7 protein-coding genes are annotated in these 12,784 nt (G+C 54.3%); 4 read left to right on the forward strand and 3 right to left on the reverse strand.

Annotated elements, in window-relative coordinates; genetic code table 11:
- Window positions 1-36: 36 nt before the first annotated feature.
- Both metH and ACR02O_RS03750 read left to right on the forward strand, forming a co-directional pair.
- Complete coding sequence (metH, locus tag ACR02O_RS03745; RefSeq protein ID WP_494522836.1) at window positions 37-3,708, forward strand: methionine synthase; 3,672 nt, start codon at window positions 37-39, stop codon at window positions 3,706-3,708.
- A gap of 11 nt (window positions 3,709-3,719) precedes the next feature.
- Window positions 3,720-3,983: a glutaredoxin family protein gene (locus ACR02O_RS03750; RefSeq protein WP_494522837.1), complete on the forward strand. Its 264-nt coding sequence runs from the start codon at window positions 3,720-3,722 to the stop codon at window positions 3,981-3,983.
- Between the two features lie 67 nt (window positions 3,984-4,050).
- Here ACR02O_RS03750 and ACR02O_RS03755 read toward each other — a convergent pair whose 3' ends face one another.
- Window positions 4,051-8,178, reverse strand: coding sequence for a PAS domain-containing protein (locus ACR02O_RS03755; protein WP_415879360.1), 4,128 nt, complete (start codon window positions 8,176-8,178; stop codon window positions 4,051-4,053).
- A 316-nt stretch (window positions 8,179-8,494) separates the two neighbouring features.
- A complete protein-coding gene (locus ACR02O_RS03760; RefSeq protein ID WP_494522838.1) occupies window positions 8,495-9,520 on the reverse strand; it encodes an HD domain-containing phosphohydrolase in 1,026 nt (341 codons plus the stop codon).
- Window positions 9,521-9,883: 363 nt separating this feature from the next.
- On the opposite strand from ACR02O_RS03760, the gene ACR02O_RS03765 reads away from it, so the two are divergent.
- Window positions 9,884-10,069, forward strand: a complete 186-nt coding sequence (locus tag ACR02O_RS03765; protein ID WP_494522839.1) for a YjfB family protein — start codon at window positions 9,884-9,886, stop codon at window positions 10,067-10,069.
- 21 nt (window positions 10,070-10,090) lie between these two features.
- On the opposite strand, the gene rsmI is transcribed toward ACR02O_RS03765, so the two are convergent.
- Entirely contained in the window at window positions 10,091-10,942 is an 852-nt protein-coding gene (gene rsmI / locus ACR02O_RS03770; RefSeq protein ID WP_415879359.1) for a 16S rRNA (cytidine(1402)-2'-O)-methyltransferase, read from the reverse strand.
- 21 nt (window positions 10,943-10,963) lie between these two features.
- Here rsmI and ACR02O_RS03775 point away from each other — a divergent pair, with 21 nt between their 5' ends.
- Window positions 10,964-12,784 (forward strand): penicillin-binding protein activator, encoded by a 1,821-nt coding sequence (locus tag ACR02O_RS03775; protein WP_415879358.1) that lies wholly within the window; start codon window positions 10,964-10,966, stop codon window positions 12,782-12,784.

Below are 12,784 nucleotides of genomic sequence, written 5' to 3' on the forward strand. Positions count from 1 at the left end.
GCCCACCGATATTCACCCTTACGACCCTCAGGCAGTATGAACAGCACACAAAGATTACACCAGTTATTATCTCAACGGATTTTGTTTCTGGACGGTGCGATGGGCACCATGATTCAGAGCTACAAACTGGAGGAGAAGGATTATCGCGGCGTACGCTTTGCCGACTGGCCTGTCGATCTTAAGGGCAACAACGATTTATTATCGATTACCCAGCCCGAGGTAATCAAGGCGATTCATCGCGCCTATCTGGATGCCGGCTCGGATATTCTGGAAACCAATACCTTCAATTCCACCCGTATCGCGATGGCCGATTATCGGATGGAAGACCTTGCTTACGAGATCAACGTAGCTTCGGCCCGCGTCGCTAAACAGGCGGCCAACGAAGTCAGCGCGTTAACGCCGGACAAGCCGCGTTTTGTCGCCGGCGTCTTGGGCCCCACCAATCGCACGTCATCAATGTCGCCGGATGTCAACGATCCCGGCTTCCGTAACATCACGTTCGATGATTTGGTAAGCGCCTACAGCGAAGCCACTCAGGGCTTAATCGACGGTGGAGCCGACATCATCCTGATCGAAACGGTGTTCGATACGCTGAACGCCAAAGCGGCGATTTTCGCGGTCGAACAGACTTTCGACAAACTAGGTTACAAACTGCCGGTGATGATCTCCGGCACGATTACCGACGCCTCCGGCCGTACGCTATCCGGCCAGACCGCCGCCGCATTCTGGTATTCGTTGAAACACGTGCAACCCATCTCGATCGGCTTCAACTGCGCGCTCGGTGCGCAGGAACTGCGCCAATACATCGAAGAACTTTCCAATATCGCCGACACCTACGTTTCCGCCCACCCGAACGCTGGCCTGCCCAACGAATTTGGCGAATACGACGAAACGCCGGAAATGATGGCCGCCGAGCTGGCAGACTGGGCGGCGAGCGGCTATTTGAATATCATCGGCGGTTGCTGCGGCACCTCGCCGGACACGATACGCGCCATCGTTGCCGCGCTGGAAAAATATCAGCCGCGTAAGATTCCCGAGTTGGAAAAACGCTGCCACCTGGCCGGCCTGGAAGCGATGAGCATCGGTCCGGAAACGCTGTTCGTGAACGTCGGCGAACGTACCAACGTTACCGGTTCGGCGATCTTCAAGAAAATGATCGTCGAAGAACGTTACGAAGAAGCCCTGGAAGTTGCCAAGCAACAGGTCGAAAACGGCGCGCAGATTATCGACATCAACATGGACGAAGGCATGCTGGATTCTAAAGCCGCGATGGTGCGCTTTTTGAATCTGTTGGCGGCCGAGCCGGATATTGCCAAAGTACCGATCATGCTGGACTCTTCGAAATGGGAGATTCTGGAAGCCGGCCTGAAATGCATCCAGGGCAAGGGCGTCGTCAACTCGATCTCGATCAAGGAAGGCGAAGAAAAATTTATCGAACACGCCAAGCTGGTGCGCCGCTATGGAGCGGCTGTGATCGTGATGGCGTTCGACGAACAGGGCCAAGCGGATACGATGGCGCGCAAAGTGGAAATCTGCACCCGCGCCTATAAGATACTCACCGAACAGGTCGGCTTCCCGCCGGAAGACATCATCTTCGACCCCAACATTTTCGCGGTTGCCACCGGCATCGAAGAGCACAACAACTATGGCGTCGATTTCATCGAAGCCACCCGCATCATCAAGCAGACTCTGCCGCACGCTTTAATTTCCGGAGGCGTATCGAACGTGTCGTTCTCGTTCCGCGGCAACAATCCGGTGCGCGAAGCGATCCACGCGGTATTTCTGTACCACGCCGTACATGCCGGCATGGACATGGGTATCGTCAACGCCGGGCAGTTGGCGATTTACGCCGATATCCCGGAAGAACTGCGCAATGCCGTCGAAGACGTGATTTTGAATCGCACCCCGGAAGGCACCGAAAAGCTGCTGGAAATCGCCGAGAAATATCGTGGTAGCGGCCAGACAGCGAAACAGGAAACCTTGGAATGGCGGGAATGGCCGGTCACTAAACGCCTGGAACATGCGTTAGTGAAAGGCATTGCCGATTACATCGAAGAAGACACTGAAGCAGCGCGGCTGGAAGCGGAAAAACCGCTGCACGTCATCGAAGGGCCGTTGATGGACGGTATGAACGTGGTCGGCGACTTGTTCGGCGAAGGCAAAATGTTCCTGCCGCAAGTGGTGAAATCGGCGCGGGTCATGAAAAAAGCCGTGGCCTATCTGATGCCGTTCATGGACGCCGAAATAGACGGCAGCGAGCGGCAAACCAACGGCAAAGTGCTGATGGCCACCGTCAAGGGTGACGTGCATGACATCGGCAAAAACATCGTCGGCGTGGTGTTGCAATGCAACAACTATGAAGTCATCGATTTGGGCGTGATGGTGCCGGCCGAGACGATTTTGAAAACCGCCCGTGAGCAAAACGTCGATGTGATCGGTCTCAGCGGCCTGATCACGCCGTCGCTGGATGAAATGGTGCATGTCGCCAAGGAAATGCAACGCCAAGGGTTTACTATCCCATTGATGATAGGCGGTGCGACGACTTCGCGCGCCCATACCGCCGTGAAAATCGAACCACACTATCAATCGCCGACCGTTTATGTTACGGATGCGTCGCGCAGTGTCGGCGTGGTTAGCGCCCTGCTTAGCGACGATTTGAAAGCCGATTTCGTGGAAAAAACACGCGCCGAGTATGAAGTGGTACGTGAACGCCACAAGGGGCGGCACGCCAAGAATCCGCAGCATAATCTGGAAAAAGCCCGGCTTAACAAATTCGATTACGCCAGCCATCAGCCGGTTAAGCCTAAATTCCTCGGCACTAAAGTCATCGATAATTTCCCGCTGGATACGCTGGTTTGGTATATCGACTGGACGCCGTTCTTCCAAACGTGGGAATTGTCCGGCAGCTATCCGGCCATTCTTAGCGACCATGTGGTGGGCGTCGAAGCGACTAAATTGTTCGAAGATGCGCAAGAGATGTTGAAACACTTGATTCGCGAACAATGGCTGACAGCCAAGGCCGTCATCGGTTTCTTCCCAGCCAACAGCGACGGCGACGACATCGTACTGTACACCGATGACAGTCGCAGCCAACAACGCGAAAAGCTGCATCATTTGCGTCAGCAAAACGTCAAGGCGCCGGGCCGGCCCAACTACTGTTTGTCCGACTTCATCGCCCCGGTCGGTAGCGGCATTGCCGATTATCTCGGGGGATTCGCGGTAACTTCCGGTATCGGTATCGAAACCAAGTTAGCGGAATTCGAAAAAGACCACGACGACTACAGTTCCATCATGCTGAAGGCGCTGGCGGATCGCTTGGCAGAAGCGTTTGCGGAATATATGCACCAAGCTGTACGCCGCGATTACTGGGGCTATGCCGAAGATGAACAACACGACAACCATGCCCTAATCGAGGAAGCGTATCAAGGCATCCGTCCAGCGCCAGGCTATCCAGCCTGCCCGGACCACACCGAAAAAGCCAAGTTGTTCGAGTTGCTGAACGTCACCGAAAACACCACGATCGAACTGACCGAAAACTTTGCGATGTATCCGACCGCAGCGGTCAGCGGCTGGTATTTCTCGCATCCTGATTCGCAGTATTTCAACGTCGGCAAGATCGATCAGGATCAGTTAGAGGACTACGCGCGGCGCAAAGGCCTGAAGATCGAAGTAGCCGAACGTTGGTTGGCTGCGCATTTGAATCATTGATCGATTCAACCGTGGCCGATTTTATCCTGTTCGGCACCGAAGGCTGCCATTTGTGCGAAGAGGCGGAAGCGTTATTGGTAGCCGCCGGGCTGGATTTTACCAGCCGGGACATTATGGACAATGAGCAATGGCAGGGGGCGTATGGTTTGTTGATTCCGGTGTTGTGGCATGCCCCAAGCCAAAAGCAACTGAATTGGCCGTTCGACAGCCTGAAATTAAAAGCATTCAGCATCGCCATCGATCCAAGCGAATACCAGTCAGCACGCCGGACGTAGTATCGGTTTGGCGGTCGCCAAATCGTACGTGCCGGAACAGTGCAACTCAAAACGGCGAACGATAAAATCAGCTAGGCAAAGCCCTCAGAATGGCCGGATAGTCAAAGTTATCAGCCAGATAGGCCAGGGTTTTGCGCAATTGAGGATCCTGCGGAGTTGCCAGAACTATGGCATTTGCTATACGTTCCGGCTCCAGACTTTCCAGAGCATTTTTCAATTCCTCCCGAGCCGATGCCGGCAAGCCGGCTAACATGTTCGGCGTTAATGGCGCGATTGGTGGGGTTTGTTCTGGAACACCCTCGTAAACATAACGCACCCCCAAGTGCTTGGCCAGACATTCGTAGATTTCGTTGAAGCGATAAGGCTTGCGCACAAAATCGTTCATACCGGCTTCCAGAAGCTCGCCGCGCTGCTCCAGGAATGCCGAGGCGGTGACGGCAACAATGACGACCTCCTGCCCGCCAGGCAACTCCCGAATTCTTTTCGTGGCTTCCAAACCATCCATTACCGGCATTTGCCTATCCATCCAGATAAATTGCGGTTGCCATGTTTGAAATAGCGCTATGCCCTCCGCGCCGTTGCCGGCCACTTTGCAGGAGAATCCGACCGATTCCATCAATTTTGCTAGCAATAACTGATTTTCGAGCTGATCTTCAACGATTAATATGCGGTAGTCGCTTTGCCCTTCCACTAAGCCGATGACGGCACCGGCTTCCGCTTTGTCGACACTGCGGTCGGTAATATCCGCCTGATTCACCTCCGCGAGCGGCAGATCTATTCTAAATAAAGCGCCTTGATTCGGGTGGCTTTCCAAGGTAAGCGTACCGCCCATCAATTCTACAAACTGGCGGGTAATGGTCAATCCCAAGCCGGTGCCTTGGCTATCCCTTTGCTCGCCTAGCTGTACGAATGGTTCGAATATACGTTGCTGATCGGCCAGCGGGATCCCCACACCGGAATCTTCGACCTCAATCTGTAGATGCGAAATGCGATTTTTGCGAGTGCCTAGGCGCAAGGTAACACCGCCTTGCTGCGTAAATTTAATAGCATTGCCCACCAGATTAATCAGCACTTGCCGCAAGCGGGCTTCGTCGCCGACAATGAAACGCGGAAACTGCGATGCCTGATCGACCAACAACCTCAGGCCTTTTTCGGCGGCGCGGACACTCATCATATCGGTAATATCGCGCACCATATTGCCCAAATCGAAAGGCGCGTTTTCCAAGTGTAGCCGGCCTACTTCGATTTTAGCCATTTCCAATACATCGTTAATCAACATCAACAGATGCTCGCCGCTGCGATTGATAATATCCAGGTTTTGCCTTTGCTCGTCCGACAGTTGGGGATTTTTCCGCATCAATTTCGAGAATCCAAGAATTGCGTTCAGCGGGGTACGCAATTCGTGGCTCATATTGGCCAGGAATACGCTCTTGGCCCTATTGGCCGCTTCCGCCGCATCGCGCGCAATTATCAAGTCGGCGGTACGTTGCTGGATTTCATCTTCGAGGTGTTCTTTATAGCGCCGTAATTCTTCCTCGTTTTGCTTGCGATCATGGATGTCCATACGAATACCCAACATGCGTATGACCTTACCGTCCGCATCGCGCTGAATACCGAAACCGCGCACATACTGCCAACGATAACTGCCGTCGGCGTGGCACATGCGCGCTTGATATTGATATTCCGTGAAATCCCTGGACAACACGCCGCTCATTTTGTCGCTGACTTCCGCTTGATCATCCGGATGAACGCTTTCGAACCATGCGCGCCGATCAGCCATGCCGGTCCGAACAGGATAACCGAGCATCGTGTAATAGGTGGGCGAAGCGTACCATTGGTCGTTTTTTACATCCCAGTCCCAAACGCCGACCTGGGCGGCTTCCAATGTCAACCGCAAGCGCTCCTCCGAGTCGCGTAAATGCTCTTCCGTGCGTAAGCGCTCAGCCTTATCGCGGAGCACGGAAATGCCAAAGGCCAAATCTCCGGCCAGCTCCTCTAGCAAACGAATCTCCGTTGCCGTGATCGCATTGGGTTCTGCGGAATAAATCGTCAGCGCACCGAAAATATCCGCGTTCTGATCGGCCAAAGGCAAGGCAATAACCGAGCGATAGCCGCGCGCTAACGCTTCGTCTCGAGCCAAAGCCATCAGCGCATCGGTGCAGACATCCTGAACATAGACTTTTTCGCCGCTGCAAATAGCCGCCGCTGCGGGACTGTGGGCGCCCGCCGCATCCCCGCCACTGTGATCGGTGACGGCCAGATAGCCGTTTTCAAAACCGGCCCAGGCCACCGGGCGTATTGTTTTGGGAGGGCCGTTTTCCAAGTAGCCGACCCAAGCCATGCGATATTCGGCTTCATCGCAGACGATACGGCAGATTTCTTTGAGCAGGCTTGGTTCGTTGTCATGTCGCAGCAAGGCCTGATTGCAATTGCTGATCGCGCGCAATTCGCGATTGAGCTTATATAAGGCCGCTTCCGTTTGCTTGGCTTCGGTGATGTCCGTGCGTAAATATAGATAATTGCAAACCTGATAAGCTTCGTCGTAAATCGGTGAGGCGGTGATCTGTTCCCAGCGCAACTCGCCGTTTTTGTGGCGATTGGTCAGCGAAGATTTCCATAGTTTGCCTGCTGCCAATTGTGCCTGGCAGGCTTGGTACGTATCGGCAGTTATTTCACTGGACAATAATGCGCGAGGCGTCATTTTGTAAGCCTCGCCGAACGTATACCCGGTAATCCGCGTATAAGCGTGGTTGGTATAGGTCAATACGCCCTGCAGGTCGGTAATCTGGATGCCGGTCGGATTCTGATCCGCCGCTTGCGCCAGCCGATTGATTTCGGTGGCGAATAGATGGCGTTCTGTAATGTCGCGGTTAGTGATGCGCCGGCCTCGGTAGTTATTGTCCGCCCCGAACACGGCCTGGCAACAATGCGAGATCCAGCGTATTTCACCATCGCGGCGGACAATCCGGAAATCCACTTCAGCCAGGCGTAAATGCTCGACATCGTGGCGATGATCGGTCATTAAGTGCCGGTCGTCGGCATGTATGATGCGCGGCAACAGCCCGGCATCGGCCATAAACTCCTCGGCCGCATAACCGGTAACCCGCAAGCTGGAAGGCGTCATATACAAAATCTGCTGATCATCGCCTTCCCAATATTCCCAGTCGAAGGTGTAGTCCGCGACGGTATGGAACTTTTCCTCCTCTGCCGCCAACTTGGCGGCAACCTGCAATTGCTTTCGCCACGCACCGATGATGAACCGGGCGCTGCTAGCCGAAATCAAAGCAAACAGCAGGACCAGTCCGGCCATTTCCAGGACTTCATTCCACCACTCCGCCAGAAAGTCGTCCCGAGCCAGGCCGACGCTGACCCATAACGGGTAGGTGTCCAGTTTGCGAAAAGATACCACCCTGGCGGTATTGTCGAAGCTGAAAGGCGTGTGGAACACACCCGAGGTGTGTCCGGATGCGAGCATCCGGCGAAATTCCGGCGAAATGGTTTTATCGCCAATCATGTTGCCGGGCTCGGCATGGGCGGGATAGCGAACGATCAAGCCCATATCGGCATCTCTCAGGTTAATCGCCCCGCGACTGCCAATATCAACGTTGGAAATCGCTTTACTCAAGTTATCCAGTGAAACATTGGCAAAAACCACGCCGGCAAAACTGCCGTCGGCGCGGTTAAGGCGGCGCGCAAAATTTAGCACCCAAACCTTATTGATATGAGACATCACCGGTTTGTTGATAAATAGGCCAAGCGCCGGATTATCCCGCAAACTAGAAAAATAGAGCCGATCCGCCATGCTGAGCGGCTTATCTTTTGGTACATCCACGCCATAGGCTAGCCAACCTTGCGCGTCGGTAGCTCTAAGTCCGATAACCCATGGCAAACGCGCTTGTAAGCGCTGCATAAAAACCGACAGCGCCTCGGCGTCAACGCTCCCCAAAGCCTGTTGCCGTTGGATTTCCTCCACGGCCACCAACACGCCTAAGTCGACCTTTTCGATAAGGCTATCTAAGTTTTGCGCGATAACCTTGGCCAGGTTCTGCGTCGTGATTTCGGCGCGCTGTTGATATTTGTCGAAGCTGCGATACAGCGCAAACCCCACGGTGGCGATAACCAACAGGTTAAGGATTACCGCCCCGGCAATCAGCCGCCTAGAGACATTGTTTGGAAAATCAAGCTGACCTGGCATAGCTGAACTCACAAGACTGTTGTGGTGTATTGGCGGCCCGTAAGTGTGCGCGGGCAAACGGTCCCATCGTATTCCTTAAACGCGCTGCAAAACACCTAAGGATAGGGTTAAGTAACTTTTCTAGCGCGGATTAGTGGAGCTTTCCTGTGCTTGTCGAAGGATCTCCGGGGAAATCCGGGCCTTCATAGCCCTTAACCGTTCATGCTTCGACTGCGCTCTCGGCAATTGCTCAGACATCCAGGCCAGTCGAGCACGAACGGTTTGCCGGGAATAGTCATTTCGGTAAGTTATTTTTAGCGTAATTCTAAGGAGCCGCTCAAGCGGGCAAGCAATAATCCCGTTCCCGAAAAAGCTTTAAACAAATCTCGACTACTTCGGCGTTATACAGCACACCGCGATTGTCGGAAATCTCCTGCAGTGCTGCATCCAGGCCTAAACCGGCGCGGTAAGGACGATGAGACTTCATCGCTTCCACTACATCGGCAACTGCCAGAATCTCCGCTTCCAGCAATATCTCACCTTTTTTAAGGCCACACGGGTAGCCACTGCCGTTGGGGCGTTCGTGATGTTGCAAGACGATTTGCGCGATAGGCCAAGGGAAGTTGATGGATTTGAGGATGTCGTAGCCGGTTTCGGCGTGCCGCTTGATCAGGCTGAACTCCAAATCGTCCAACCGACCGGGCTTGCACAGTATTTCGGCGGGGATCCGAATTTTGCCTATATCGTGTACCACGCTCGCCAACGTCAGCCCCTCTATCCGCTCTTCCGGCAATTGCAAGCCGCGGGCGATAGCCGTGGCGAGGTGGGCGACGCGGCGTTGATGGCCGGCGGTGTAGGGATCGCGCGCTTCGATAGTGGCTGCAATCGCGGTCACGAAATCCAGCATGCCGGCGCGCAAATTTCTCTCGCTTTCCATCAGTTTACGGGTTCGCTCTTCCACCTGTTCTTCCAGATGGTTGCGCAGGCGGTCAAACTCCAAATGAGTACGCACCCTAACCAGCAATTCATCGCGCTGATAGGGCTTGGTGACGAAATCCACAGCACCCAAGTCAAAGCCGCGCACTTTTTCGTCGGTATCCATGATCGCGCTGACGAAGATGACCGGCACATCGCAAGTATTCGGGTTGGCCTTCAGTTGCCGACAAACTTCGAAGCCATCCATCTCCGGCATGCGAATGTCCAACAGCACCAGTTCCGGTGGATTCTTCAACGCGGAATTCAACGCCAATTGCCCACTGATCGCCGAGCGAACTTCGTAGCCTTCGTCCTTCAGAATATCCGTTAATAATTTTAAGGACGCCGGGGTGTCGTCAACGGCGAGAATCTTGCCTTTATGTGTCATAAAATTCTTTGATCGGTTTGCCGCAACGCTTTCAGGATACCCTGCCAAACGCAGTTTTCAGCAAAATATACCAATGTTTTCCGGGGCTGAAGCAATCTCGTGCGCCGCGCCGGAAGGCGGATTCATTTGGAACCGTTTTGGACGCCGCCCGATTCTGAATGGCGCCGGTCTAGCCGACTCCGTAGGACATTATAGTTTACGCCCCACGACCCGGCAGGACGCGGGTAAGTTTATTGAAACTGCCGATATGCGGCTATTTTTGTAAATACTCTAAAGTTATCGGCTTGCTGTTCGATAACCTAGCAGACCCGCACGTTGCCGTAAGGCGACTGCTTTCCTAAACCAACCCGACGAGGCCACGTCATGCTTGATTCCGTCTCTTCCATCGCCGCACTGGCGACACAAATGTCCACCCAAAAAACCGCGCAACAAGTCGAAGTTGCGATGCTGGTAAAAGCCAAGGAGATGCAGGAACAACAAGGCCAAAACGCCTTAAAGTTATTGGAGTCGGCCAGCGTACCGGCGAACGGTATCGATGTCCGGGTTTGAGCGGCGGAAGATTGCTGGAACTTAGCTGCCTTGCTTGTCCTGCATCGCCAGCGCCGCCTGATACAAGGTTTTTTTGCGCTGGCCGGTAATTTCGGCCGCCAGTGCCGCGGCGGTTTTGGTAGAACATTCCGCCAGCAATATACCCAAAATCCGCCGCTGCTCGTCGGTTAATTCATCGTCCTGCTCACCAGGCTCTCGACCGGCTACCAACACTACGAATTCGCCCTTGCGCATGTTTTCGTCGGTCTGCACTTTCTCCAACACCTTGGCCAGTTCGTCGCCGACAATCGTTTCATGCAATTTGGTGATCTCGCGGGCGACGACGATTTGATGATCAGCCGGAAATACCGTCAGCATATCTTCCAAGGCAGCCTGGATGCGATGGCTGGATTCGTAAAAGGCCCAAGTCGAGCAGTCAGCTAACTTGTGTTCGAAGAAGCTGCGCCGCGCCGAGCCGGTGCGTGGCAAAAAGCCTTCGAAACTAAAACGGCTAGTCGGTAAGCCCGCCACCGACAAGGCGGCGATCAGCGCGCAGGCGCCGGGTATCGGACACACATCCACGCCTTGCTGTCTGGCCAATTTGACCAGAGGAAAGCCGGGATCGCTGATCATCGGCGTGCCGGCATCGGATACCAGCGCCACCGATAATCCTTCGCGGATTTTATCGATCAGGCCTTGCGAAGCGTGTTCTTCGTTATGTTGATGCAGCGATTGCAGCGGCTTATTGATGCCGTAATGTTGCAGCAACATCTTGACGTGGCGGGTATCTTCGGCGGCGATCAAATCCACTTGTTTCAATATGTCCACCGCCCGAAAACTGAAATCGGCCAGATTACCGATTGGCGTGGCAACCACGTATAATTTTCCGTACATTTATTCTTCGGTCCCCGTGCTATGTCTCATCGCAAATTTGCCGCCATTATGCCGCGTCGTGTTTTAAACCGCTGGTTTTTCGGCCTGTTGCTACTGGCTGCGTGTAGCGAGCAACCGGTCAAAAACAAGACCCAGCTGGAAGTGCGCCCGCAAACCAGTGCCCGCAAAGCCAAGCCGGCCGAGCCGCCGCGCAGTTACCGGATGGCCGACAATCAAAACAGCCTGCATCTGCTGGATGCCGACACCCGCCTGCAGGCTGGTGACACCCAGGCCGCGCAAAAAGCCTTGGATAAAATCAACGCCGAACAGTTACCGCCGGAATTGTTCAGCAAATACAAATTGCTCCAAGCTCAAGTAGCGTTGAGCATGGGCGATGCGGAACAAGCCTTGAAAAAGCTGGAGGGCGTGCGGCCCGCCATACTGACCGACGCCGATCAAATTGTTTATTACCAATCCGTGGCTTTTGTGCATGCTTTGTTGGGAGATGTTGTACCCAGCGTTAGAGCGCGCCTGAAACTGGGCCGACTGTTGCAAAAACCCGAGCAGCAAAAGCAAAACATTATCGCCATCCTCGATGCGCTTAGCGTGTTGCCGCTGGAAACCCTTAGCGGCCCGTCTCCCATCGTTGACGAACTCAGCGGCTGGATGGCCTTGGCTAAAGTTCTTAAGCAACGCAACGTGGCGGGTTTCGACACAGCCGGTCAAATCATGCAATGGCGGCAAATGTTTCCCGGCCATCCGGCCAACGCCGATTATCTGCAAGCCTATTTGAATCCGCCGCCTGTCAGTCAGCCGGCAGTCCAAGAACCGGAACAAGCGGCGCAACCGCCTGCTCCGGGTGCAACCATTGCCGTGTTGCTGCCTGGCTCGGGCTCTTACGCCAGCGCGGCTAAAGCCATCAGGGAAGGGTTGACGGTAGCCCATCGCCTGGCTGCCAGCGCTGCGCCGCAAATGCCGCTAAAGTATTACGATAGCGAAAAAGAAGATATAGCCAATATATATAAGCAAGCCGTTAGTGACGGCGCGAAACAGGTGATAGGCCCCTTGGTGAAAGAACAGATCCAAAGCCTGGCGCAATCCACCGAATTAAGCGTGCCGGTGTTGGCGCTGAATCATGTGGAAAACCTGAGCAAAACCAATCTGTATCAATTCGGCCTCAGCCCGATAGACGACGCGGAGCAATTGGTACAAAAAGCCAAGCGCGATGGCCAACAGAATGCCGTATTGCTGACGCCGAATACCACGCAAGGTGAGCGGGTGCGCCATTATCTAATGTCGGCTTGGCAAGCGGCCGGTGGCGCCGTGGTGGGTGTGGAAAGCTACGACCCGAAACAACACGATTTCGCAGCCATTGTAAAAACCTTGCTCAGCACCAGCGTCAGCGCGAATGGCCAGAAGCAACCCTTGGCCTTATTCGTTAGCGCCAGCCCGGAATTGGCTAGAGAGTTGGCGCCGCAACTCAAGTACTCGCAAAGCAGCGAGTTGTCGATTTATGCGATGCCGAATATCTACAGCGGCCGGCAAAATCCGGTGCGGGATAGCGAATTAGGCAAAATTAATTTCTGCGATTTGCCCTGGGTGTTCGGCGACGCCTACACCGGTGCACTCAGCCAGCAAGCCGTGCAGAATACCTGGCAAGGCCTCAGCGACAGCCAGGTTAAATTAGTCGCGTTGGGCATAGATGCTTATAACATCATCGGCCAATTACCGCAGCTGACCGGGGCGTCTTACGCCGGTGCTACCGGCCGACTGTCGTTGAACGGTGAAAACCGCATTACCCGCAAACTAGTCTGTGCCCAGTTTAAAGGCGGCGTGCCGGTCGCCTCGGGATTTGTCGAATAG

Source organism: Methylomonas sp. PHL2-19 (genome assembly GCF_059331595.1).

What these genes read in the sequence shown, in the direction of transcription:
- ACR02O_RS03765 (WP_494522839.1), top strand. Translation starts at nt 9,884, where the DNA reads ATGCTTGATTCCGTCTCTTCCATCGCCGCACTGGCGACACAAATGTCC.
- ACR02O_RS03760 (WP_494522838.1), bottom strand. Translation starts at nt 9,520, where the DNA reads ATGACACATAAAGGCAAGATTCTCGCCGTTGACGACACCCCGGCGTCC.
- ACR02O_RS03755 (WP_415879360.1), bottom strand. Translation starts at nt 8,178, where the DNA reads ATGCCAGGTCAGCTTGATTTTCCAAACAATGTCTCTAGGCGGCTGATT.
- ACR02O_RS03775 (WP_415879358.1), top strand. Translation starts at nt 10,964, where the DNA reads ATGTCTCATCGCAAATTTGCCGCCATTATGCCGCGTCGTGTTTTAAAC.
- metH (WP_494522836.1), top strand. Translation starts at nt 37, where the DNA reads ATGAACAGCACACAAAGATTACACCAGTTATTATCTCAACGGATTTTG.
- rsmI (WP_415879359.1), bottom strand. Translation starts at nt 10,942, where the DNA reads ATGTACGGAAAATTATACGTGGTTGCCACGCCAATCGGTAATCTGGCC.